General features: G+C 24.0%; 44 protein-coding genes and 1 pseudogene. All 45 read right to left on the bottom strand.

Annotated elements, in window-relative coordinates; genetic code table 11:
• Positions 1-43 precede the first annotated feature (43 nt).
• A complete protein-coding gene (locus tag ACZJV1_RS19160) occupies positions 44-1,027 on the bottom strand; it encodes a phage lytic cycle repressor MrpR family protein (protein ID WP_463652361.1) in 984 nt (327 codons plus the stop codon).
• The gene (locus ACZJV1_RS19155) at positions 1,011-2,363 is read right to left on the bottom strand and encodes a ParB N-terminal domain-containing protein (RefSeq protein WP_463652360.1); all 1,353 of its coding nucleotides are present in this window, start codon (positions 2,361-2,363) and stop codon (positions 1,011-1,013) included. The genes ACZJV1_RS19160 and ACZJV1_RS19155 overlap by 17 nt, the downstream gene beginning before the upstream one ends.
• A gap of 232 nt (positions 2,364-2,595) precedes the next feature.
• Positions 2,596-2,721, bottom strand: a complete 126-nt coding sequence (locus ACZJV1_RS19150) for a hypothetical protein (protein ID WP_463652359.1) — start codon at positions 2,719-2,721, stop codon at positions 2,596-2,598.
• Positions 2,722-2,819: 98 nt separating this feature from the next.
• Positions 2,820-3,443: a hypothetical protein gene (locus tag ACZJV1_RS19145; RefSeq protein ID WP_463652358.1), complete on the bottom strand. Its 624-nt coding sequence runs from the start codon at positions 3,441-3,443 to the stop codon at positions 2,820-2,822.
• A gap of 270 nt (positions 3,444-3,713) precedes the next feature.
• A pseudogene (locus ACZJV1_RS19140) lies at positions 3,714-4,082 on the bottom strand (type II toxin-antitoxin system PemK/MazF family toxin); the annotation flags it as partial.
• A gap of 148 nt (positions 4,083-4,230) precedes the next feature.
• Positions 4,231-5,130, bottom strand: coding sequence for a tyrosine-type recombinase/integrase (locus tag ACZJV1_RS19135; RefSeq protein WP_463652357.1), 900 nt, complete (start codon positions 5,128-5,130; stop codon positions 4,231-4,233).
• Positions 5,131-5,247: 117 nt separating this feature from the next.
• Positions 5,248-5,373: a hypothetical protein gene (locus ACZJV1_RS19130; RefSeq protein ID WP_463652356.1), complete on the bottom strand. Its 126-nt coding sequence runs from the start codon at positions 5,371-5,373 to the stop codon at positions 5,248-5,250.
• The gene (locus ACZJV1_RS19125) at positions 5,366-5,557 is read right to left on the bottom strand and encodes a hypothetical protein (protein WP_463652355.1); all 192 of its coding nucleotides are present in this window, start codon (positions 5,555-5,557) and stop codon (positions 5,366-5,368) included. The genes ACZJV1_RS19130 and ACZJV1_RS19125 overlap by 8 nt, the downstream gene beginning before the upstream one ends.
• A gap of 50 nt (positions 5,558-5,607) precedes the next feature.
• Complete coding sequence (locus ACZJV1_RS19120; protein WP_463652354.1) at positions 5,608-5,736, bottom strand: hypothetical protein; 129 nt, start codon at positions 5,734-5,736, stop codon at positions 5,608-5,610.
• Complete coding sequence (locus ACZJV1_RS19115; protein ID WP_463652353.1) at positions 5,730-6,002, bottom strand: hypothetical protein; 273 nt, start codon at positions 6,000-6,002, stop codon at positions 5,730-5,732. The genes ACZJV1_RS19120 and ACZJV1_RS19115 overlap by 7 nt, the downstream gene beginning before the upstream one ends.
• Before the next feature lie 11 nt (positions 6,003-6,013).
• Positions 6,014-6,292, bottom strand: coding sequence for a hypothetical protein (locus ACZJV1_RS19110; protein ID WP_463652352.1), 279 nt, complete (start codon positions 6,290-6,292; stop codon positions 6,014-6,016).
• Between the two features lie 27 nt (positions 6,293-6,319).
• Entirely contained in the window at positions 6,320-6,514 is a 195-nt protein-coding gene (locus ACZJV1_RS19105) for a hypothetical protein (protein ID WP_463652351.1), read from the bottom strand.
• Positions 6,515-6,553: 39 nt separating this feature from the next.
• Positions 6,554-6,856, bottom strand: a complete 303-nt coding sequence (locus ACZJV1_RS19100; RefSeq protein ID WP_463652350.1) for a hypothetical protein — start codon at positions 6,854-6,856, stop codon at positions 6,554-6,556.
• Between the two features lie 29 nt (positions 6,857-6,885).
• Positions 6,886-7,197: a hypothetical protein gene (locus tag ACZJV1_RS19095; protein ID WP_463652349.1), complete on the bottom strand. Its 312-nt coding sequence runs from the start codon at positions 7,195-7,197 to the stop codon at positions 6,886-6,888.
• 25 nt (positions 7,198-7,222) lie between these two features.
• A complete protein-coding gene (locus ACZJV1_RS19090) occupies positions 7,223-7,420 on the bottom strand; it encodes a hypothetical protein (RefSeq protein WP_463652348.1) in 198 nt (65 codons plus the stop codon).
• Between the two features lie 136 nt (positions 7,421-7,556).
• Positions 7,557-7,760 (bottom strand): hypothetical protein, encoded by a 204-nt coding sequence (locus ACZJV1_RS19085; protein WP_463652347.1) that lies wholly within the window; start codon positions 7,758-7,760, stop codon positions 7,557-7,559.
• 115 nt (positions 7,761-7,875) lie between these two features.
• A complete protein-coding gene (locus ACZJV1_RS19080; protein ID WP_463652346.1) occupies positions 7,876-8,820 on the bottom strand; it encodes a hypothetical protein in 945 nt (314 codons plus the stop codon).
• 120 nt (positions 8,821-8,940) lie between these two features.
• A complete protein-coding gene (locus ACZJV1_RS19075) occupies positions 8,941-9,189 on the bottom strand; it encodes a hypothetical protein (protein ID WP_463652345.1) in 249 nt (82 codons plus the stop codon).
• Between the two features lie 36 nt (positions 9,190-9,225).
• Positions 9,226-9,468 carry a hypothetical protein gene (locus ACZJV1_RS19070; protein WP_463652344.1) on the bottom strand — a complete coding sequence of 81 codons (243 nt, stop codon included), beginning with the start codon at positions 9,466-9,468 and terminating at the stop codon, positions 9,226-9,228.
• A 45-nt stretch (positions 9,469-9,513) separates the two neighbouring features.
• The gene (locus ACZJV1_RS19065; protein WP_463652343.1) at positions 9,514-9,729 is read right to left on the bottom strand and encodes a hypothetical protein; all 216 of its coding nucleotides are present in this window, start codon (positions 9,727-9,729) and stop codon (positions 9,514-9,516) included.
• Positions 9,730-9,772: 43 nt separating this feature from the next.
• The gene (locus ACZJV1_RS19060) at positions 9,773-9,934 is read right to left on the bottom strand and encodes a hypothetical protein (RefSeq protein WP_463652342.1); all 162 of its coding nucleotides are present in this window, start codon (positions 9,932-9,934) and stop codon (positions 9,773-9,775) included.
• 16 nt (positions 9,935-9,950) lie between these two features.
• Positions 9,951-10,256 (bottom strand): hypothetical protein, encoded by a 306-nt coding sequence (locus ACZJV1_RS19055; RefSeq protein ID WP_463652341.1) that lies wholly within the window; start codon positions 10,254-10,256, stop codon positions 9,951-9,953.
• Between the two features lie 48 nt (positions 10,257-10,304).
• Positions 10,305-10,454, bottom strand: a complete 150-nt coding sequence (locus tag ACZJV1_RS19050; RefSeq protein ID WP_463652340.1) for a hypothetical protein — start codon at positions 10,452-10,454, stop codon at positions 10,305-10,307.
• A gap of 85 nt (positions 10,455-10,539) precedes the next feature.
• Complete coding sequence (locus tag ACZJV1_RS19045; RefSeq protein ID WP_463652339.1) at positions 10,540-10,719, bottom strand: hypothetical protein; 180 nt, start codon at positions 10,717-10,719, stop codon at positions 10,540-10,542.
• A 32-nt stretch (positions 10,720-10,751) separates the two neighbouring features.
• Positions 10,752-10,949 carry a hypothetical protein gene (locus ACZJV1_RS19040; protein ID WP_463652338.1) on the bottom strand — a complete coding sequence of 66 codons (198 nt, stop codon included), beginning with the start codon at positions 10,947-10,949 and terminating at the stop codon, positions 10,752-10,754.
• A 16-nt stretch (positions 10,950-10,965) separates the two neighbouring features.
• Complete coding sequence (locus ACZJV1_RS19035; protein ID WP_463652337.1) at positions 10,966-11,118, bottom strand: hypothetical protein; 153 nt, start codon at positions 11,116-11,118, stop codon at positions 10,966-10,968.
• Positions 11,119-11,130: 12 nt separating this feature from the next.
• Positions 11,131-11,286, bottom strand: a complete 156-nt coding sequence (locus ACZJV1_RS19030; protein WP_463652336.1) for a hypothetical protein — start codon at positions 11,284-11,286, stop codon at positions 11,131-11,133.
• Positions 11,287-11,355: 69 nt separating this feature from the next.
• Positions 11,356-11,694: a hypothetical protein gene (locus ACZJV1_RS19025; RefSeq protein WP_463652335.1), complete on the bottom strand. Its 339-nt coding sequence runs from the start codon at positions 11,692-11,694 to the stop codon at positions 11,356-11,358.
• Positions 11,695-11,756: 62 nt separating this feature from the next.
• The gene (locus tag ACZJV1_RS19020; protein WP_463652334.1) at positions 11,757-11,927 is read right to left on the bottom strand and encodes a hypothetical protein; all 171 of its coding nucleotides are present in this window, start codon (positions 11,925-11,927) and stop codon (positions 11,757-11,759) included.
• A gap of 34 nt (positions 11,928-11,961) precedes the next feature.
• Entirely contained in the window at positions 11,962-12,237 is a 276-nt protein-coding gene (locus tag ACZJV1_RS19015; protein WP_463652333.1) for a hypothetical protein, read from the bottom strand.
• A gap of 81 nt (positions 12,238-12,318) precedes the next feature.
• Entirely contained in the window at positions 12,319-12,567 is a 249-nt protein-coding gene (locus ACZJV1_RS19010; RefSeq protein ID WP_463652332.1) for a hypothetical protein, read from the bottom strand.
• A 118-nt stretch (positions 12,568-12,685) separates the two neighbouring features.
• On the bottom strand, positions 12,686-13,003 hold the full coding sequence (locus ACZJV1_RS19005; protein ID WP_463652331.1) for a hypothetical protein: 318 nt from the start codon (positions 13,001-13,003) through the stop codon (positions 12,686-12,688).
• A 107-nt stretch (positions 13,004-13,110) separates the two neighbouring features.
• Complete coding sequence (locus tag ACZJV1_RS19000; protein ID WP_463652330.1) at positions 13,111-13,278, bottom strand: SEC-C metal-binding domain-containing protein; 168 nt, start codon at positions 13,276-13,278, stop codon at positions 13,111-13,113.
• 38 nt (positions 13,279-13,316) lie between these two features.
• Positions 13,317-14,069: a hypothetical protein gene (locus tag ACZJV1_RS18995; RefSeq protein WP_463652329.1), complete on the bottom strand. Its 753-nt coding sequence runs from the start codon at positions 14,067-14,069 to the stop codon at positions 13,317-13,319.
• Positions 14,070-14,103: 34 nt separating this feature from the next.
• Positions 14,104-14,793 (bottom strand): hypothetical protein, encoded by a 690-nt coding sequence (locus ACZJV1_RS18990; RefSeq protein WP_463652328.1) that lies wholly within the window; start codon positions 14,791-14,793, stop codon positions 14,104-14,106.
• A 2-nt stretch (positions 14,794-14,795) separates the two neighbouring features.
• Positions 14,796-15,152, bottom strand: a complete 357-nt coding sequence (locus ACZJV1_RS18985; protein WP_463652327.1) for a hypothetical protein — start codon at positions 15,150-15,152, stop codon at positions 14,796-14,798.
• Positions 15,153-15,304: 152 nt separating this feature from the next.
• The gene (locus ACZJV1_RS18980) at positions 15,305-15,718 is read right to left on the bottom strand and encodes a hypothetical protein (protein WP_463652326.1); all 414 of its coding nucleotides are present in this window, start codon (positions 15,716-15,718) and stop codon (positions 15,305-15,307) included.
• Between the two features lie 22 nt (positions 15,719-15,740).
• Complete coding sequence (locus tag ACZJV1_RS18975; RefSeq protein ID WP_463652325.1) at positions 15,741-15,866, bottom strand: hypothetical protein; 126 nt, start codon at positions 15,864-15,866, stop codon at positions 15,741-15,743.
• Positions 15,867-15,964: 98 nt separating this feature from the next.
• Positions 15,965-16,321 (bottom strand): hypothetical protein, encoded by a 357-nt coding sequence (locus ACZJV1_RS18970; protein WP_463652324.1) that lies wholly within the window; start codon positions 16,319-16,321, stop codon positions 15,965-15,967.
• 40 nt (positions 16,322-16,361) lie between these two features.
• Positions 16,362-16,706, bottom strand: a complete 345-nt coding sequence (locus ACZJV1_RS18965) for a hypothetical protein (RefSeq protein WP_463652323.1) — start codon at positions 16,704-16,706, stop codon at positions 16,362-16,364.
• A 32-nt stretch (positions 16,707-16,738) separates the two neighbouring features.
• Positions 16,739-17,071, bottom strand: a complete 333-nt coding sequence (locus tag ACZJV1_RS18960) for a hypothetical protein (protein WP_463652322.1) — start codon at positions 17,069-17,071, stop codon at positions 16,739-16,741.
• Positions 17,072-17,369: 298 nt separating this feature from the next.
• On the bottom strand, positions 17,370-17,612 hold the full coding sequence (locus tag ACZJV1_RS18955; protein WP_463652321.1) for a hypothetical protein: 243 nt from the start codon (positions 17,610-17,612) through the stop codon (positions 17,370-17,372).
• 59 nt (positions 17,613-17,671) lie between these two features.
• Positions 17,672-18,184 (bottom strand): hypothetical protein, encoded by a 513-nt coding sequence (locus ACZJV1_RS18950; RefSeq protein ID WP_463652320.1) that lies wholly within the window; start codon positions 18,182-18,184, stop codon positions 17,672-17,674.
• 41 nt (positions 18,185-18,225) lie between these two features.
• Entirely contained in the window at positions 18,226-18,471 is a 246-nt protein-coding gene (locus ACZJV1_RS18945; protein ID WP_463652319.1) for a hypothetical protein, read from the bottom strand.
• A 788-nt stretch (positions 18,472-19,259) separates the two neighbouring features.
• On the bottom strand, positions 19,260-19,823 hold the full coding sequence (locus ACZJV1_RS18940; RefSeq protein WP_463652318.1) for a hypothetical protein: 564 nt from the start codon (positions 19,821-19,823) through the stop codon (positions 19,260-19,262).
• Positions 19,824-19,829: the final 6 nt, after the last annotated feature.

Genomic DNA, 19,829 nt, shown 5'->3' with positions numbered 1-19,829 from the left:
TTTTATCAGACCTTTGGAAGAGATAAATACCTCCCCCAAAAGGCTATTTTTCTAAATTGTATTTTTTTTGTAGTAATAATAATGAATCATAAAAATTGACATAATTAAATTTCAATCTGTTATATGAAATGAAGTTCCTTACATCTTTATAGTCATACTCTTTATCATAACCTTGTTCTTCGAACAATTTGTATATCCAACCACTTAAATTAATTGTTATTCCAGTTACAAACATCAATCCACTTTCTTCTTGAAATTGTCGTATTTTATCTCTCAATGCTTGGGCTTTAATTGGTTCATTTGATTGATTTTTTTTCCTAATATTATCAATTGACTTCAATATATAATCAGAATCTAAATACTGATATTCATTACTACCTTTTACATAAAGTTGTTCTGCTATTGCTTGTTTACATATCATTGATTCTTGAGAGTCTAATTGTAACTCTTTAATTTCACCAGTATCATAATCTAAAACACTTAATACATTTGTATCTATATTAAAATCACTTGTTTTAATATTTCTGATATTTGTGTAATTTGAGTTATATAAACCCTTCCATATACACATGATTAAAAACATATCTGTGAAATTTTCCAACAATGAAATTGATTCATATAATTCTTTTTTTGTGCAAAATCTTTTGTGATTTGCATCTTTGAAAATCAATTCTTCTAATTTTTCTCTTTTTATATTTAGTGTAGGACTAAAGCTATAAATACTTTTTTTCTCTGCAATACTGTTTAATAAATATTTATCAACGCTACTTTTTGCACTTTGTAAACTATTTATTTTCGGAATCATTAATGATTTGAAAAATAATTCTAATTCTTGTTGTGTGAAGTTATATAAATCTTTTCCAAAATCATCTTCTAAACTCTTGGCATTTTTAAATAAGTACATTGTTTGCATCGCTGAACTTGTGCTATATCCACTATCAGTCATTTTATTTAAAAATTCAACTTTGTAATCTACATCTCCACCAAAGTCATCAATTGCACCCTCAAACTTAAATTTCTTGTTCATCTAAATCACCTACTAACTCATAATATTTTTTTCTAAACTTAGCATCATCTCTCCCATTTAATTTATAAATTGATAAGTCATCCCAGATATTATTTTTATTAGATAGGTCAAGCCTATTAAATAGTTCTTTTGTTTTTATTCTCCAATCTTCTCTATTATAAACCTTTCTTGCTATAGCATTGTATAGTAAGAATGAATTGTTGTTCAAAGCTGGATTTATTTGCCTATTTTTAATAAGGTTGTTTTTAAACTCTTCGGAATTAAATGATATTATTAAATTATAGAATATAACTAAAAATTCTTGTAACTCAACTAAATCATTTGCATTGTTTAAAACATCTGAAAACAAGTCTTCTATACTGGTTTTCATTAATTCAAATGTGGTGTAACACATTCCAGATTTTACTGCATCTTTACTACCAATTTTGTTGAATAATTCATTTGTATTTTTATTTCCACTTCTATTAATCAATCTCAACATTCTCATTATATCATTATCACTATATTCTTCTTTTCTTTCAATGCTTATAGGACTTGATTTTTGTTCTTGAGCCACAAATGATAGAGCTGTTTCTATATCAACATTCCATATTTTTACGCTTAAATGACCTTGTAAAGAAGGGTCTTCATTCAATGCTTCTATTATTGCGGTTATTCTATGATATCCATCAATGATATTTAGCATGGAGTCATCATCTTTTGTAAAAATCAATTCATTTTTACGTTTATCAAAATCATATCTTTCTTTCCCAGTTCTTAGAATATTAAGAGTTATTGTATTGGGTATAAAAGTTCCATTCAATAAACAATTTTTTATTTCATCTACGTTCTTTTGATATACTCTAGGAGATATAATACTATTGACTCCTATATTTTTATAAATTGCATTTCTTTGACTATTGTAATTATAAGTTAAAATCCCACTGTCATATAATTCTTTTATTTCTGCCAATTTTAACTTAACACACATATATTCTCTTCTATCTTCAACTTCATAACAATTCTCTATAATAACTGTATCAATATTAGATTTACTATTAGTGTCTAAGAAAACCATATTAAATTCTTCTATTTCTTTTCTTGTAAAATTATCTTTATCATCTAAGTCGAAATCTAATTTAATTCCCAATTTATCTAAAGTCTTTTTTATCCAATAGGCTTCTATATCTTTTAATTCTATATGCTCATTGTCTGTCAATATTGATAAAATTTTAGAAATTTTAATTCTATTCTTTAATTCATCTTTAAAATTATTTCTAAAACCTTTATTATAGTTATTTTCTTTAACTGTCTGAATTAAAAGTAGCTTAAAATCCTCTCTAGTTACTTTTTTCATTTTCATTCTCCTTTCAAATATAACAACTACACTATTATTATATACAACTTTAATTATTTTATCAATAAAACAATTAAATAAAGTTTAATATAATTAAAAATATTTTTATTAATTATTGTATGTATAATTTTAATATGTTATTTTTTAAAAAGAAAGTATTTTTACTAAAGTATTTTTAGAATTGGAGATATTGGCGTATCTCCAATTCTTTTATGACTCCAATCAAAGCTAATTAAGCAGCGTTTGGTGGGTCAATAGCTACTTCTACTCCATTTTGAACGTTTGATGTATTTGCAACCGCAACAACACCAGTAAATAAAGTAGCTACAACTAAAAATACTGTTAGCATTTTTTTCATAAGTTTCTCACCTCCTTTCTTTATGAGGTTAAAAATACTTTTACCAAGTTAAAACGTTTTTACTGTTTAAAGGCATTTTTAACCTCATATCAAGGGGTTTAAAAATTATTTAATTTTAATGTTTTTTCACTTTTAATATAATCAAAAGATTTATCAAAAGCATTTTTATCGATTTCCCTTATGTCTTTTAATGCTTCTTCAACAATGCTGTCTAAGTTATAAACAATTTCTACCTTCATATCCAAGGAATTATGTTTTATCATCTTTTTTAGGTAATAAAACATATCTTCTGGACATTTGTTATACTTACCAATATTTAAACCCAACATATATGACATCATATAATTACGATTTTTATAATAATGGCTTTTTATACTGGATAATTGATGCACTATATTTTTTCTTGTATTTAAATTTCTTTCAATTTCTATATTTGTTTTTAACCATAAGGCTCTATTATAATAATCTTCATCTAATTTTAACAGTTCTAAAGATTTATTTAAAAATTTTAAACATTGTTCTATATTCCCCTTACCCCTATACGATTTAGCTAGTTTATAATATATTATTCCTCTATCACCTTTTGATAATTTATTAAAATTTTCTCCATTTATAATTTTAAAAGCTATTTTTATAGATTTATCAAATTCTCCCAATTCATTAAGTAACCCAATATTTTCTTTTATTTGTTTTCTTTCTTCTAAACTTATCACTTTATTCATAAATCAACCACCTATTAAGATTTGATTATTTTTTGTAAATTCAAATATTAATTTATCTATCTTACCAGAATCATACAAATGATAATATCTCAACTTAAATTTTTGACATAGGCTTTTAAAGTTGGCTATCAATTCTTGTCTTTCCCATATTTCTTGTTTGATATTTTCTAAAGAATCACCTCTTTTCATCCATCTATTTATAAAGCAATCTACTTCGGTAATCTCATCTAAAGCTTTTTGTATCTCTGTATCTAATTTTTCAGATACTTTTAGTTCTATACTTGTTGCTAAAGCTTTATTAAGTCTTAAAACATCAATTTCAGTTAAAGATTCTATATATCCTTTCATTCTGTTTTTAGATATTGTAATTATTTGCTCTGCTAAAATAATCCCATCAACTTTTAACTTGTTATAATTACTGCTACTAATAAATATATGCTGAGGTAATTGCTTCTTTCCTATTTGACTTGTTAATGGTGCTACTATTAATACAGGACTATATTTATTTCCTATATTATTTTGGATTATTACAACTGGTCGTAATCCTCCTTGAACACTTCCTTGTTCTTCGTAGTTAGGCAAGTTAGCCCAATATATACCACCCCTTAAATATTCAACAAATTTATTATCGGTCTTCATTTTTTCACTCCTTCACAATATCTATTATTAAATATAGAATCATACTTTGAAAATATTTGTTTGATTATTTTGAAATATTAATTTCTTGAGTAGCAATTTCTTACTACTCCTATATATTACCATACAATGTTAAAAAAGTCAATAGTTTCTATTTAAATAATGGATGGTTATTCAATGCAATTCCCAATTTTTCATTTGATATACTTGTATATATCTTTGTTGTATTGCTACTCGTATGCCCCATAAGAGTTTGTAATGTGTATAAATCAACTTTATCACTATTATACATTAGAGTTGCAAATGTCCTTCTCAACGAGTGAACGTGGATATCTTTAGTTATTCCACTAAGTTCTAAGTATTTTTTTAACTCTTTTTGTATTTGTCTTTCACTAATTTGAGTTTTACGAGTTGATAAAAATACAAATTGTTCTTGGTCTAATCCTACATTAGTTCCTATATAATTGTAATACAAATGCAAGATATTATCGCTAAATGGTAGAAGTCTTATTTTGTTTCCCTTTCCAATTACTGTTAAAATTCTATCTCTTATATTAAAATCCTTGTGTTTTAAATTTCTCAACTCCGATAGACGTAACCCAAAGTTTAAAAGTATATTAAACATTAATAAATTTCTACTCTTATTTTTATTTTTTTCTTCGGATATTGTTTCAAGTAGTAATTTACTTTCTTTAACTGTCAAATATTCTTGTTCTTTATCTTTATCTTCTTTTATCTTTTGAGATATTAACTTGCAATTATTAAATATGCTTTTTGTATTTTCATAATTTTCATCTACATAATTCAAAAATGATGATATACTTGCAAATTTTATCTTTTTTGAATTAGCTGATAAATTTCTTTCCTCTAAATTAATTAAATAATTTTCAAAATCTTTTTTTTGTAAAGATAATACATCTTTCAATGTGAAATCTTCTTTTCCTAAAAACTCAAAAAACATTGTTAAATTAGTGTTATAGGTTTTTAGTGTTTGCTCACTAGATTCCTTAATCTTTAAAAATCTTTCATACCCTTTTAATAATTCATTCATATTCAAAACCTCTTTTATTTAATTTATAATAAGATTATATCATTGTTTATTTATTTTGTCAATGTTATACGAACAAATTTTTAACAAAAAAAATAGACTATTATATTAGATAGTCTATTAATATTCTATATAAGTTAGTTGTTGGGTAATACTTTTTAATTGGTTTTGAAAATCTTCTAAGTTTTCTATATTTGCACATTTTATTACTGTGTTCATACCCTCTATAATCCCTTTTTTATTCACTATAAACCTCCCACTTTGTAGTTTGTTCTATTTCTCTTGCACTAACCAAATCAAAACCCCTACCTTCTTGAATTGCTTGTGCTTGTGCAAGTATAATAGCCTTTCTTTCTCCATTAGTATGAACTCTATACATATGATTAACTTCTCCATTAGTCAATACAACTTCAAATTCATCTATACCCATTATAAAAACCTCCTATTCTTCTCTTTTTAAAATATCACATATCCATTTTATTAATTATACTCTTCACAACTATCATCATCTTTAACAACAATTCCATCTTTTATTATACAATGTAATTTATCCTCATCATCTACATGAGCATTTGAACAATGAAAACAAATTTTTTCTAACTCTAGCATAACTCCTCCTTACCCAGCAATACTGAATTACCTCTATAACTTCCAAAAGTCATATATTCTCCATCCTTATCATACTTGGAAATTACTTTATCATATTTAACTGAATCACATCTTGATTGATAACCTTCTAACCAACAAATAACAACTTCTTTACGTTCTGGATAAACATTTATAACATTACCGTCTTGATAATCTTCCCTATTTAAAATATCACAATTCCTTTTGAAAATAACAATATCATCTTCTTTTAAATCCTCATGTTTCATTTTTAACCCCTTTATTTATTGTTATTTATAAACTCTAAATATTCGTCTAAATCATCTATTCCAGTTTCTTCATCACACCAATCTAACCACTCATTTTCTTCTTCATTCCATTCCTCAAGAACAGTAGAGTTGCAATAATCTGGTTTAATCCTATTCTCAAATTGAAATAAGTCATAATTTGCTAATGTATCAAAAATAAGTTTTGCTTCATTTAAATCTTTAACCTCAACTACGAATGGTTTACATGGTATTTGTGGAAAATGACTAACTCTTAATTTTTTATTATTCATAACTATATACCTCGCTTATTTTTTTTCTTAAAGATTATACTTTACAGTAGATTTAATTTCCTTATAAGTGTTAAGTTTAGCCAAAACTTTATTATATTCAATAACATTTTGAATTCCTAACATATCATAAGAATTTGTTTTGCCTTGAAATTTTTCTAATTCTTTTTCAGTTTCTTCTATACAATAATCAAGTCTTTTTAAAAATTCATTTATCTTCTCCATAAACTTTCCCCCTCATAAATCAATCAAACTAATATTTCATTAACTATTTAAAAAATTTTCTTCTAGTTCTTCAACTACTAATAAAGCTATATTGTAATTATCAATCATCTTTCTTGTTTCTTCTTTATTTAAAGCTCCATATGATTTTGTTTGTATTTCTATACTTTTAAATTTAGAAGTAAAAATATCATATTTGATATAAATTTCGGGCATATTTTTTACTTGTGGTTTAATTGCTATTATATTGTTTGTATCCTTTTCTACACCTATTTCGTAATAATCATTTTCATATGCTCTATATTTTTCATTTTCATTTACTAATTTAAATTTTATATTTCCCATAACCTTATATCTCCTTTGTCTTTAATATTTTATTTATTATTTATAAACATCTCTTTTAATTCCTTAACAACTTCTAAAGCTATTTTAAACCCATCAATAATTTTTTCTATATCTTCACTCTTTAGAGAACCATAACTAGCTGTTTCTATAGTAAAATCAATTATCTTTTCTTCATCATCTACTTCTGTATAAATAAGTGGTAGGTATTCATATTGCTCTTCAAACTTTTTAGTAATAGATATACTATATTCTCCATTACTAAAATATCTTTGTAGAATCTTATAGCCATTTTCATTTTCATATCTCTTGAAATTTTCTTTTTTTAATGCTAATTTAAACATAAATTTTCTCCCTTTTATTTAATATTTACTCTCCATTATCTTCATCAAAATCTTTTAGAAATGGATTAGTCCATCTACAAGCTGATTGAGGAATTATTTTATCTTCTATGTAAGCTTCTATATGAGAACCCCACCAATCTTCACAATCTTTTCTATCTGTTACATCACACAAACTTACAGTAATTTCATTTATAAATTCTTTTTTTGTTAAATATTTTTTCATACTTCTCAACCCTCGCTCTTATTTATTATAATGTTAATTATATCATCTTTTTGAAATACTTAAAATTTTTTCTTAATATATGAAATCCTAGTTTTATTTGATTGTGATTTCTCTCATTTTATTTCCTTTCTTTTAATCAGTCTTCCATACAAACTTTTGCAAAGCCAAGTAATCTTTTCTCTGACAATACTATATAACCATTATTTCTAAGCAAATTGATTATGTCTTTAACATCAACTCTAATATTCTTATCTGCTATTTCCTTGTCTTGAAACACAATCTCTCCACTTAAATCACCATTGAAGTGTATATTTATTGATTTTCCATGATAACTGTGCATATTTAAATCCTCCTAATTTTACCCAATGAAAGGTTGATTTTATTTGATTAATTCATCTGATATTTTATACTCTTCAATACGCTATGATTGAATATTTATTAATAGTTTATACTAACTATTTTAGAAATAAATCTATATTTTCTTCTAATGATTCTGCAAATCTATTTAATTTATTTTCTTGAAAACTTCTAACCCCACAAAATGAATTCTTATACATATTGTGGCAATATACATCTCCTTTACATTCATCATTCCAATATACTCCATTTCTTGTTGGCAATCTTAAATCAGCGTTTATAATTTGACCTATATCATTTTTTAAGCTTATATTAAAATCTGTAAATCTTCCATATTCATCACAATTATAATTACATTTTCTTAAAAATCCAAAAGGTATTTTTGTTTCTCCTTTAATTATTGAATGTAAATACCTATGACATTTTTCTTTTGGAAAATCTAAAGATTCAATATTTATAGTTTCCATATCGTTGAAATGGTTTTTTAATATGTTAAATCCTTTTATAGATTCTTCCTCATTTTCAAATACAATCTCTATTTTTCTATTGATAACAATAACATTTTTCTTTCTGAAAAATCTTGCTAACAGTCTATTGTTATAGTCAAAATTAATTAATACTTTATTATATACTTCGTTTGGTTTTTCGAATTCTCCCCAACTATTATAATTTTCTTGTGTTCTAAATCCATAGATATAATAAACATTTTCAATATTTACTAGCTTCTTTAATCCACTTAGCTTAATTGGTTTTACTTTTCTATTTATAAGATTTACAACTTTATTAAAAAACTTTTCAGCTTGTTCGTATTCATTGCTCTTAAATTCTTTAATTAAGTTTTCACTAATATGATATTGTATAGAATCAAAAGCTGACTTATTCATATAGCTATCATGTCGTGGATATTCACAATCTAATATTATTTTATATTCTCCATAATGTTTTCCTAAAATAACTCCCAATCCATAATATTCATCATTTATTGAACCTCTGCAATTAATTAGAATATCTTTTCTCTTTAATACTTCACCCTTAAAATTCATTTTTATACCTCATTTCATTTTTACACATCAACTTGCCATCATCAGAACATAAGTTGTTATCTTTGTGTTGACTACTCTATTAATTGAGTAGTTTCGGCTTTTGTATAGATTATACTTTTATTAAAGTCTACCATGTCTATAATAAAATTCTTCCATTTCTTTGTATTCTTCATCTCTTCTCTTTTCTTCCTCTTTGAGATGTATTATCACTTCATCATAAAGCCCTAACTTTCCCATTATAAAATTCTTTCTATCCATATCATTTTTATATTGATAATGGTCTTGTAGTTTGTAAGTTTTTTCTTCTAATCTTATTAACTCTTCCAATAATTTTTCTCTTTGTCCATTTATTACGCTAAAATTCATCATTTTTACTATCACCTCTTTTCATTTTTATATCCATAACTATCTCCAATACTTCTCTATATTATTGTTTTCATATTCTTCTAAAGTTTCTTCTTCTAATTCTCCATTTTCAATAAGTTCTTGAACACAATTTAAATGTTTTTTCAAACATTCCTTGCAACACATATCATAGGTTTTAATTGAAGGAAATCCATTATCAGTATAAGCATTATGTCTATTAAAATCATTTATCTCTGTGTCACAATAATCACAAGCATAATATACCTTTGCTCTTCTACTCATTTTTTACACCTCACTTATTTTTACTCTTCAAATGAAACACTTGTTTTATATATTATTTTTACTATTCATTAATTCAATATGCTTTTTAATAATTTTTTCTCCCCACTTTGCAACATCACTATTATTACAATGACCTAAATTTCTAGTAACTTTAAAATTAGGAGTTAGTATAAAATATTCTTTATATCTTCCATTGTAATAAATTCTATAATTTTCTTTTACTCCTAAGCACTTTATAGAATCATCATCATATTTAAACATATTATTACACTCCTCCACATATTTATTTTTCTTTATGTGTTTATTACCATATTCCATAACCATCATAATAATCATGTTCTGCTTCAATGTCAGCTTTTCTGTTCTCTACTTGCATTTGTGTGTAGCAACTATAACACATTTCATTAGTTAAACATGATACAGTTGGGTGACATTCTCCGCATACCTTACAAATTTTATATTCCATTTTATTCACTCCTTAATCAATAATTCTTACTTCTTACTTCTAACTTATCCCAATCAGCATTATTTGTAATTCCACTTCTACAAAGTAAGGTACAAGTAGAATAATTATCTTTTGTTTCTTTAGCAAAATACATTGAGTAATGTATTGCAACTATATCAGAATTAACTCCATATTTATAATAATTTTTTTCTATAAAATCTATTATTTCCTTTTTAATTTCATAATCCCATATGTCATTATCCCAAGGATAAATTACTTTACAATAAAGTTCTTCTGAACTTATTTTTAAATTCCCTTTTTCAGTAAACCATTTGTTATCCATATATATTTTTCTCCAATCATTTTTACTTTTACTAATAAAATACTTATTTTATTCAATTACAACATAATAAGATTGTTTTGATTTACTATAATAGATTTTATCATTATTAATACTATATCCTCTTTCCTCTGCATCTTTTGGAAGGTTTTTAACTGTATTTTTACGAAAAGGTTTTTCAATTATTTTTTTAATTAACATTTTAATTCCTTCTTTCTTTTAATTTATTTTTATTTAAATGTTTTGACCAACCTACAATTTATGTAGGCTCTTCAAACCGTTTAAACTAATCCTCTATATCGTCACATCTGCCAACAAAATAATATTCCCCAACTAAACCGTTTCTTTCTGCATATTCTTCTGCTTCTTTTCTAGTTCTAAAGTTATCTATTATCATTTCTAAATTTATATCATCTTCATCATTAAATATTGCATAATTTTTTTCATTTTTACACTCTCCAATCATTTTTATTTCTTAATCTTTTAAAACTATTTCATTTATCCCAGTTCTTTTATATTATCTGATACATATTTTTTCAATTCCAAAATTTCTTTATAACTTAATTTTGGGTTTAATCCTTTTTGATTATTTACTTTTTTAATAATTGCATTTATTTTACAATCATAATTATTTTTTAAAAAAATCATTGTTGCATCTATTAAATAGAATTTTATTGGATAAGTTTTCTCATTCAATTTAACACCCTCTAATTTATTTTCTTTTTCTTCCTTGCCATATTGAACTATTATTTTCCCAGTTCTTTCTTTCCTTCCCTTTCTTACCCTTTTTAATAACATTGTCCATATTGTATTGAACTCTTTTTTCCTCTGTAGTTATTCCAAAAAAATTATCTAAAAAATTCATTTTTATATCCTCCTAATTATATCCTTGTACTCTTTTTAATTCTCTCAAACTTCTAAGAGTTTCATTAATATTATATATTGTCTCTTCTTCTAAAACTGTTTCACAATCTACCTTTAATTCCTCTCTTGCCTTTTTCAATTCTCTTATTAATAATTCGATATTTTTCATTTTTATATCCTCATTTCATTTTTATTATTTTATTTTGAATTGCGAACTAAAGTTTTTAAATTAAATATTTTATGATATATAAGAAACACAAGCAACGATACTGTTTTCAACTTGAAAAACATTTGTTTTAGAATCCACATAATATTCGTCTGAATGGTTGTTTTCTAAAACTTCTTTAATAAAATTAACTAATTCCCAATCATCACACCCTACTTCAAAATTAAGCATATATGCTTTTAATCTTGACATTTTTACACCATTAACTTCTGTATAATACTCGTCTCCATTGTTACCATTAAAATCATCATCTGTCATTGTTTTAAGAAAATTCTCAACCTCCTCTTTGGTTGTATTTGTTGATAATCCTAATACGCCAGTATTTAAGTTAGTTTTTGTAATTTTACTCATATAAAACACTCCTTTTTTCTTTTTAATTTATTTGTTTGTAAAATGTTACTTTTATTTACTTTCTATTTAAAACATCTTTTGATATCTTCTTCATCAAAATCTAACCATATTTTATTATTATCTAAAAATAAATAGTAATTGTTATTTCCACACTTTTCAGCTTTGTATATTTTACCTTTTTCAAATTTATTCCCATCACTTACATAATTTTTTACACATTTAAAATTTAACATTTTTATTCCTCCATATTGTTTAAAATTATTTTTTTTATTTATAATAAAAAGTTATAGTGCTAGGGCAACTGCCATCACTTTTCCAAAAAAGTCCAAATTTTAATTCGCTATGTTTTTCGCATATTCTTTTAATAAATTTATCAAATATTTTTTTGTCAGTATTTAATTGAAATATGATTTGTTTTGATACTTCTGATACTGTAATAGGATAAACAACTGTGCTTGAGCCAGAAGTCCACGTATTTTTCTCAATATACTTACTAAACATTTTATCATTTTTAATTTCTGTTATTATGTTATTTATATTCATTTTTTATCTCCTTCTACATTTTTCACTTTCTAAAACATTTTTAAATTCTCCATATTTTTAATGAAATTATTCTTTTATTGGTTAATTATATATAGTTGCTATAGTTCCATTTGTCATCAATAAAGTAGCTGTTAATTTAAAACCCATTGCATCTTTATACCACTTAATATCATCATTAACATTATTTTTATATCCTTCTTTGGTAGTATAAAAATTAACTCTTACTCCACTATCAAAAAGTTTTGCTTCTTCTCTAGTGTACCCATAATCATTAACAACCTTCGTTAATTCTTCTTTGCTCATTTTGAAATATTCCATTGTAGTATTCATTTCTACAACCTCCATAAACTCATTTTTACTTTTACTATTAATCACTTTCTAATTAAATTATACGCTATATTTTTATATTTATCAATACTTTGTTTGATTATTTTATGATTATTTTTATTTAATTGTTCTGTTCAAACAAAGCTTTATATTCTTCAACAAGATTTTTATCATCTGTAAGAATAAATTTTGAATTGCTAGAGTATCCATTTTCATATTCTTCTGCTATAATTATAAATTTTCTACTTTCTCCATTAATCATAATTTCTTCTGCATCATTTATTATATAATTGTTTGATAAATTTCCATCATAAATTTCAATCTCTAACTCTTTATTATTTGATACTTCTAAAATGGTTTTAACTGTATCTTCTATAACTCTTGAATATATTTTATTTTCCCTTTTTACTCCTCCACAAACTATATATTTCTTTTCCATTTTTACTATTCCCCTTTATCAATTCATTTTTATTAATTACCTTTTTGTTTTTACTAATTATTTAATTGAACCTACAAACTTTGTGTAGGCTCTCAAAACAATTAAATTTATTTATTAAACCAATTCATACAACATTTTTTATATTTTTTACCACTTCCACAATAGCAAGGGTCGTTTCTTTTTCGCTTTTCTCCATCTCTTTTATACGTTGTTTGAATATTTTTATATTCATTTTCATAAGTGTTTTTAAAGTATTTATTTGTTTCTTCATTCATTTTTAAAAGTTCCTCCATTTTTCATTTTTATTAATTGATTAATCTTCAATTTCATTGTATAAATCATCTACTAAACAATATCTTTTAATTTCTTTGCCATTGATTTTTAATTCCACTATTTCATCATCTAGCATAAAACATTCGTTTGGATTGTCGCTATCCATAGCATTTATAAATTCTTCTGCTGATTTAAATTTTCTTTCGATTACCTTTTCATCACAATTCAATACTTTTAATTCTATAACTTTTATATCTTCCATTTTCCTTTTCAATCCTTTTATTAAGTTTAAAACATTTTCGTCTTTACTGTTTTTATAATCATCTTCAAGTATTTTTATAATGTCAGTAACTTCTTGATTTTCTATCATGTATTTATATTCTTTTATAAATTCCTCTTGTTCTTCTTGTGTGAATTTTCCTCTGTTGGATTCATTTAAATATGTTACGATTTTTTTTGCATATAAATAATTATCTATCTCTTTTAATCCAGTCATTAATATATTGAAATCTTTTACTAGTTTTAATTCTTCTTTATTTTCTTTATCCATAGCTTTGAAATAACTTTCTTTCTTAGGTTTTAAAGTGTATAGCCAATCAGATATAAATTCCTCTATTGTAAAGTTTTCAAATTTATCATAATCTTGTAAATCTTCCCTTACTAAAATATTGTCAATCACTTCATAATCATATTCATACATATTAATCCAGTCTATTAATTCAGTCATTACAAAGTACATATTTTTCACTTCAAAACCTATCATTTTTATTAATTGCTCTTTACTTGTTTTCATTTTTAAACTCTCCTTTTCATTTCATTTTTATTAATTATAAATCTAATAATATTAAATTTTCTCGTGATATTGAATAATATTTTTTTCTACTACCCTTTTTAAAAAATCCATATTCTTTGTAATTTTCCGTTTCGTCAACTATTTTAATTTTGCCAACCATTCCAGAAAACTCTATAAATTTGTTTTGTAGTTTTTCACATAGTTCTGTATATCTATCATTTATTTTTTCTTCATTAGGAACAAATGTATATTGAATAGTACATGATATATTTTTATAATCTAATTTTTTTACAAAATCTATTAATTCATTTAATAAGTTTAAATTTTCTTCTACACTTCTATTATTATTAAAACTTAATCTAAAGAAGTCCATATAGTTTGAATTGTTCCAACCTCTATTACAATAATAATATAAATCCCAATCACTTTTATAGTGTTTCATTCCGCTTGTATTTTCTGTTAATTGATGTATATCGTATTTGCTATTGATAAATTTTTCTACTATTTCATTGAAAATAATACCAAATTTTTCTTGAATTTCTTCACAATGTTTGCTCCACTCAACATTATTCATTGTTTCAGAGATTTTTCTATTATTTTCTTTTTCTTCCTCTGAATAATATCTGTTAAAGTTAATTGAATTTATAGACAGTTCACCATAACCCCTTTTGATTAATTCTTTTTCATTATTACTTACATAGCTAAAATTTTTATTGATTAACATTTTTACATTACCACCTTTTCACAATTTTCTAATTTGTCAAAGTCTATTTTACTATGCACATCTTTTAATATTTTTACTAGATTCTTATATTTATTCGGCACTTTGTCAATGTCGTATACTCTACTATAATAATGGTGTGTATCATCATTATTAAAGAAATATATTTCAGAACATTCTAAGCTAGTATTTAAATCTTTTGCATAGGTTATTTCTACCTTTTTATTTTCATCTTTTATATAGGTTGCTATTATGTCATAAGTTGGGTTGTGAAATGTATGCCCTATAATTTCAACCTCTACCCCTTCAATCTTTCCTACTATTCCACAATTTGCAGTTTTTAAATTATTTACCAAATTCATTTTTACAACCTCTTTTCATTTTTATATCTATTTTTATTGTTTGATTATTTAAGAAATAATCATTTAATTAATTATGTTTAATTTTTTCTTATATGTATTAACTACTTTTTTGATACTGAAAAGTATAAAACAGTTGGAAAGTAGTTTACTACTTAATCCACATCTTTTAATGTATAAACCTCTCTAAAATAACCTTCTCTATCTTGCTCTTTACCTTCGCAAATCGAAATTCTTTCAACTTCTTCAATTTCTTTTATAACATCATTTTTATATTTTAATGCTTCTTCTTCTGTATCGAAATATAATAACTTTGCTATTTCATCAGAATAAGTATATTTCAAAATAGCATCTATTTTTTCTTTTTTTGTTGCTTTGTCCCATTCTTTCTTGTACTCTTGTTCATACCATTCTTGAACTGGTTCAACAAAACCTAATTTTAAAGCTTCTGATAATGTGTAAGTATCAATATCTTTACTAAAAGGCGTTTTACCTTCAAAACATTCGCCTTTAAAAATCCTATCGTCTAAATATCCACCAACAAATAATTTTAATTCTTGACTTCCCATATTCTCATATACTCCTTTATTTTTATTTGTCATTATCTTGTTTTATTTCTTCGTTATATATAATTTTATATCCATTGCTCTTTGAATGTTTATTAGATATATTATTTTGAATTACTATAACTGGTCGTTTTTTAATGTTATTATCCATTTTTATAATACTCCTTTATATTTAAAATATTAATTTCATTTACTTTAATTATATCATGTAAATATTAACAATTAAATTTTTTCTTTATATTCTTCTATTTATCTTCTAGCTTTTATTAAACACTCTTTGCAACCAAAATAATTATTACATTTATGTGTTGTATAACCCTTATTTTCTTCATCAATATAATAATATCTGCTTTCATTTTGCATATAAGTTTCTGAAGAATGAGCATTGCATAACTCACATTTACCATATTTCAAAGAATTATTTCCTGTTGTGGTTAATCTATATTTATAATTATTTTTTGTGATTTCATATTCCCAAACTTGCAAAGTTTTTATATCTTGTATTGAGTATTCTTTTAAGTTTAATTTTTCCTCTGCATATTGGTCGGCGTCTTCTCTTTTATCAAAAGTTAAATTATCAATTCCTATTATTATATATTTTTTCATATATAACTAACTCCTTACAATTATTATTTTTAATTAATTATTACTTCATTCCTTTTATAGAATACATAACCGGTAACGCCTTTTTCATTCTTTCTACTTGCTTATATTTCCATGTATTAGGTTCGGCGTTTTTATACTTTTTAATATATTCTTCCATTGATTCAATTGTATTCTGTCCACCTCCAATAGCTTCGAGTATTATTTGTGAACCTTCCACTTTTATTGCTTTCTTTACTCCTATTACTTGACAACCATCATACCCACCAACTTTAACTAATGGTAAATACCCATCAATCATATTTTTCCCTATATTCCATACTTGATAACCTAAAGGAATACTATCAACCAATTCAAATGTATGTTTTCCACTTGTTATAGTTTCCATTTTTAAAACCTCCATAATATTTAAAATTATTTTTATTTATTCCAATCTTCACTACATTTCATAACAAAATAGAAATGCTCTCCATAATCTTCTATAGAATCCTCTGTTCTTTTTAGTCCGTTGTTATTTGCTACTTCTAAAACGTTATTAATTAATTCTTTACGTTGAGTAAAATAATCCTCACTATCTGTTGTAATATCGTATTTTGTTAAGAAAATAACTTGATTCAAATTATCATAAAATCCACACAAATCAAATTTAACTTCTGAAACTCCTTTTACTTGTAATAATTCACTTTCTAACTTCTGTAAATTCTCAACTATATTAAATTCCCTCGCAATTGCATATTCTCTTTCTTTATTCATTTTTCATTACCTCCAACTATTTTAATTTATTTTATTAATTACTCTATAAAGGTTATAAAGATTATTTTTCTCTTATAACCTTTAACAATAATTAATTATTTATTTTTATTCTTATATAATATTTACATTGAGGTTATTTTTATTAAAGTGTCTTTTAACCAACTTTTATTATTTGATAATTTTGTTATTATATATAGTATAGCAAACAATAATAGCATTGTAAATATAAAATTTATCCCCCACATACTAAGCATTTTTACTATAAATTGAAATACTATGTTTAACTTTTCACCCATTTTTACGCTACCGCCTTTAGCATTATTTTTTCGTTTAATAGCATAGGTATTTTTTTCATGTCTTGAATACTTTCCTCTAAATCATTTCCAAAATAGTCATATATCGTTTTTAGTGCTTTTATACCCTTAACCCTTCCTATTATATCCATAGCACTATTAAAAGCATCATCATTGTTTTTAGCCTTGATAGGATAAACCTTAAAATTTTTACTATTTATTGATATTGTTAATTCAAATTTTTTCATTTTTACACCTCGTTTTATTTTTATTGTTTGATTATTTTGTTATACATATATATTTTTATTTACTTAAAGTTTTCCATAACATATAAATCTAATTTATTCTCTATCTCGTCAAGTCTTTTTTGTATTTCATCTACTTTTTTACTTTCTTCTAAATATTTCTCTCTATCTTCTATACTGTCAAGCACTTTATAGAACTGTGCTATTTCAAACATTGTATTTGAATATTCGTTTTTTAATTTTAAATATTCTGCTTCTTTATCTGTGTTGAATTTTAAAGCATAATTAGCTAAATCTATCATTATAAATCTAAATTTTTCTACATCTTTTATTCTTTCCTCTGAGGGTTGCCAAGTTAATTCCTTAGTATCAACATCATATCTTTTAGCAAGTTTATTATTGCAAAATGTATTTATAGCATATACAGCATTTTTTAAACTATTTCTATTTCCTTTTATTTCATGTAATGCACCAGTAAACCCCATTTCTTCAATAGCTTTAATTAAAAATTCTTTTACTTCCTCTTTACTTGCATTTTCTTTTTTAAACTTTTCTATTAAATTAATATCTAACATTTTAACACTCCTTTAATTAATTATTTTATAAAATAATACTTTTATTTACTAAATGCTATTGCCAACTCTTTTTTATATCCTAAAAGAATATAAGCCTTAATTAATATTTGTCTTTCTTTTTCTGTTATTTTATTAGTTGGCATATCAGCAATACCGCAATTATATTTTTCTCTTAATTCTTTTGTTAATTCTAAAGCCTTGTGCCAATGATTTAAAGTTCTTTCTTTTTCATTATTATTTTTCTTTAATACCTTTATTGATGTAGGCAACCATTTTTCACTCAACATTTTAACAACCCCTTTTAATTTATTATTTTATATTTTTATATCTAAGCTTATAAAATTTGATTTATACTTAAAATTATAACATACTGTTAACCTACTATGCTATGCAGTTCGGAATTAAGTCAAAGATGAGAATTTATAAGCTTAATTTAAAAACATTTTGATTAATAATTTATTTATTATTTTTAAATTTACTAGGCTTAAAGATAGCCTTTTTTGATGTCTCTATATTCATTTTTCAAATAGCCGATACACCTTGTAGTTGTGTAAATAACTAACTAGATTTATGTTATTAACGTCTAGCCCGTTTTATCTTTTATGTATTTGTTATCTTGTATTTATTGTATCATAGTCTTTTTTACTCTGTCAACAATTATTTTAATTTTATTTGATTATTTTATAATTTATTTTTTTCAATCTTTCTTGACTAAAGTGGGTAGTCAATTCTTTTGTTTTCGTGTGTTTTTTGATTTGATATTTAATTGATTTGTTAATTCTATTATACCATCTTGAATAGAGAAGTCAATAATTATTTTTTAATTTGTTTGATTATTTTATTAAAATTATATATGTCTTTATTTGACCTTATAATCAATTTTAAGAGCATCTAATTTAAAATGTATTATAATGCTAGAAATGTATAAAACCTTCTTAAAATCGATTGTAAGCGTATTAAAAGATTTGTTAATAGAATTTATCATATAAAAACAAGAACTCTTTAAAATTGATTTTAAAGAGTTTTAAAGACATAATAAAAAAGCAACCTTTATTACAAGATTGCTTTTTAAATTTTACCATTCAAATTTTAAAGATTTTTCTATACACTTTATTAATAGGTTATAACCTTCGTTATTAATGTACTCTTTTAATTTATTAACATTATAATGACTAATAATATCTTTTATATAATTAATGTATAAATCACTATCTATGGCTTTATGTGGACTTATATTATTATCATTCATATAGTTGGCAGTTAAGTCTATAAATCTCTCATATTCTTCTGATACTTCAAATTTTTTATTATAATTGTGACAGTATATTAATTGATTATTATCCTTAAGCGTTTCATAAGTCCATCTATGGAGCAATGTTTCATTATCGCTAATTTTTTCTTTACGATGCATATTTTTAAATTGTCCATCAAATATAAATACTGTTTCAGTTGGCATTATAACAATTTTATCTAAAAATTTTCTTCGTGGTCTTCTTATGTATATAATTAGTGTGTTCTCATATTGTGCATATTTATTAAAATGATATCCTTCTAATGTTCCATATAATATTAATGGTACTAATTCATTTGGTTTTAATACTGTTATCTTTTGCCCTATTGTTAAATTTAATTTTTTCATTTTAAT

The sequence above is a fragment of the Clostridium sp. LS3 genome (genome assembly GCF_055330225.1).
This window is presented reverse-complemented; position numbering and strand designations above follow the sequence as displayed.

Coding starts and splice junctions, on each gene's coding strand:
- ACZJV1_RS19070 (WP_463652344.1), bottom strand. CDS start 9,468: ATGAGTAGAAGAGCAAAGGTATATTATGCTTGTGATTATTGTGACACA.
- ACZJV1_RS19160 (WP_463652361.1), bottom strand. CDS start 1,027: ATGAACAAGAAATTTAAGTTTGAGGGTGCAATTGATGACTTTGGTGGA.
- ACZJV1_RS19155 (WP_463652360.1), bottom strand. CDS start 2,363: ATGAAAAAAGTAACTAGAGAGGATTTTAAGCTACTTTTAATTCAGACA.
- ACZJV1_RS19060 (WP_463652342.1), bottom strand. CDS start 9,934: ATGGAATATAAAATTTGTAAGGTATGCGGAGAATGTCACCCAACTGTA.
- ACZJV1_RS19125 (WP_463652355.1), bottom strand. CDS start 5,557: ATGGGTATAGATGAATTTGAAGTTGTATTGACTAATGGAGAAGTTAAT.
- ACZJV1_RS19065 (WP_463652343.1), bottom strand. CDS start 9,729: ATGTTTAAATATGATGATGATTCTATAAAGTGCTTAGGAGTAAAAGAA.
- ACZJV1_RS19135 (WP_463652357.1), bottom strand. CDS start 5,130: ATGAATGAATTATTAAAAGGGTATGAAAGATTTTTAAAGATTAAGGAA.
- ACZJV1_RS19015 (WP_463652333.1), bottom strand. CDS start 12,237: ATGAATATAAATAACATAATAACAGAAATTAAAAATGATAAAATGTTT.
- ACZJV1_RS19120 (WP_463652354.1), bottom strand. CDS start 5,736: ATGCTAGAGTTAGAAAAAATTTGTTTTCATTGTTCAAATGCTCATGTA.
- ACZJV1_RS18985 (WP_463652327.1), bottom strand. CDS start 15,152: ATGAATTTGGTAAATAATTTAAAAACTGCAAATTGTGGAATAGTAGGA.
- ACZJV1_RS19090 (WP_463652348.1), bottom strand. CDS start 7,420: ATGAAAAAATATTTAACAAAAAAAGAATTTATAAATGAAATTACTGTA.
- ACZJV1_RS19115 (WP_463652353.1), bottom strand. CDS start 6,002: ATGAAACATGAGGATTTAAAAGAAGATGATATTGTTATTTTCAAAAGG.
- ACZJV1_RS18960 (WP_463652322.1), bottom strand. CDS start 17,071: ATGAATAAAGAAAGAGAATATGCAATTGCGAGGGAATTTAATATAGTT.
- ACZJV1_RS18945 (WP_463652319.1), bottom strand. CDS start 18,471: ATGTTGAGTGAAAAATGGTTGCCTACATCAATAAAGGTATTAAAGAAA.
- ACZJV1_RS19035 (WP_463652337.1), bottom strand. CDS start 11,118: ATGAATTTTTTAGATAATTTTTTTGGAATAACTACAGAGGAAAAAAGA.
- ACZJV1_RS19105 (WP_463652351.1), bottom strand. CDS start 6,514: ATGGAGAAGATAAATGAATTTTTAAAAAGACTTGATTATTGTATAGAA.
- ACZJV1_RS19050 (WP_463652340.1), bottom strand. CDS start 10,454: ATGTTAATTAAAAAAATAATTGAAAAACCTTTTCGTAAAAATACAGTT.
- ACZJV1_RS19000 (WP_463652330.1), bottom strand. CDS start 13,278: ATGAATGAAGAAACAAATAAATACTTTAAAAACACTTATGAAAATGAA.
- ACZJV1_RS19075 (WP_463652345.1), bottom strand. CDS start 9,189: ATGATGAATTTTAGCGTAATAAATGGACAAAGAGAAAAATTATTGGAA.
- ACZJV1_RS18980 (WP_463652326.1), bottom strand. CDS start 15,718: ATGGGAAGTCAAGAATTAAAATTATTTGTTGGTGGATATTTAGACGAT.
- ACZJV1_RS19030 (WP_463652336.1), bottom strand. CDS start 11,286: ATGAAAAATATCGAATTATTAATAAGAGAATTGAAAAAGGCAAGAGAG.
- ACZJV1_RS19110 (WP_463652352.1), bottom strand. CDS start 6,292: ATGAATAATAAAAAATTAAGAGTTAGTCATTTTCCACAAATACCATGT.
- ACZJV1_RS19020 (WP_463652334.1), bottom strand. CDS start 11,927: ATGTTAAATTTTAAATGTGTAAAAAATTATGTAAGTGATGGGAATAAA.
- ACZJV1_RS19055 (WP_463652341.1), bottom strand. CDS start 10,256: ATGGATAACAAATGGTTTACTGAAAAAGGGAATTTAAAAATAAGTTCA.
- ACZJV1_RS19080 (WP_463652346.1), bottom strand. CDS start 8,820: ATGAATTTTAAGGGTGAAGTATTAAAGAGAAAAGATATTCTAATTAAT.
- ACZJV1_RS19150 (WP_463652359.1), bottom strand. CDS start 2,721: ATGAAAAAAATGCTAACAGTATTTTTAGTTGTAGCTACTTTATTTACT.
- ACZJV1_RS19010 (WP_463652332.1), bottom strand. CDS start 12,567: ATGAATACTACAATGGAATATTTCAAAATGAGCAAAGAAGAATTAACG.
- ACZJV1_RS18995 (WP_463652329.1), bottom strand. CDS start 14,069: ATGAAAACAAGTAAAGAGCAATTAATAAAAATGATAGGTTTTGAAGTG.
- ACZJV1_RS18940 (WP_463652318.1), bottom strand. CDS start 19,823: ATGAAAAAATTAAATTTAACAATAGGGCAAAAGATAACAGTATTAAAA.
- ACZJV1_RS18970 (WP_463652324.1), bottom strand. CDS start 16,321: ATGAAAAAATATATAATAATAGGAATTGATAATTTAACTTTTGATAAA.
- ACZJV1_RS19095 (WP_463652349.1), bottom strand. CDS start 7,197: ATGTTTAAATTAGCATTAAAAAAAGAAAATTTCAAGAGATATGAAAAT.
- ACZJV1_RS19100 (WP_463652350.1), bottom strand. CDS start 6,856: ATGGGAAATATAAAATTTAAATTAGTAAATGAAAATGAAAAATATAGA.
- ACZJV1_RS18975 (WP_463652325.1), bottom strand. CDS start 15,866: ATGGATAATAACATTAAAAAACGACCAGTTATAGTAATTCAAAATAAT.
- ACZJV1_RS18990 (WP_463652328.1), bottom strand. CDS start 14,793: ATGTTAATCAATAAAAATTTTAGCTATGTAAGTAATAATGAAAAAGAA.
- ACZJV1_RS18965 (WP_463652323.1), bottom strand. CDS start 16,706: ATGGAAACTATAACAAGTGGAAAACATACATTTGAATTGGTTGATAGT.
- ACZJV1_RS19025 (WP_463652335.1), bottom strand. CDS start 11,694: ATGAGTAAAATTACAAAAACTAACTTAAATACTGGCGTATTAGGATTA.
- ACZJV1_RS18950 (WP_463652320.1), bottom strand. CDS start 18,184: ATGTTAGATATTAATTTAATAGAAAAGTTTAAAAAAGAAAATGCAAGT.
- ACZJV1_RS19145 (WP_463652358.1), bottom strand. CDS start 3,443: ATGAATAAAGTGATAAGTTTAGAAGAAAGAAAACAAATAAAAGAAAAT.
- ACZJV1_RS19045 (WP_463652339.1), bottom strand. CDS start 10,719: ATGATTGGAGAGTGTAAAAATGAAAAAAATTATGCAATATTTAATGAT.
- ACZJV1_RS19005 (WP_463652331.1), bottom strand. CDS start 13,003: ATGGAAAAGAAATATATAGTTTGTGGAGGAGTAAAAAGGGAAAATAAA.
- ACZJV1_RS18955 (WP_463652321.1), bottom strand. CDS start 17,612: ATGAAAAAATTTGAATTAACAATATCAATAAATAGTAAAAATTTTAAG.
- ACZJV1_RS19085 (WP_463652347.1), bottom strand. CDS start 7,760: ATGCACAGTTATCATGGAAAATCAATAAATATACACTTCAATGGTGAT.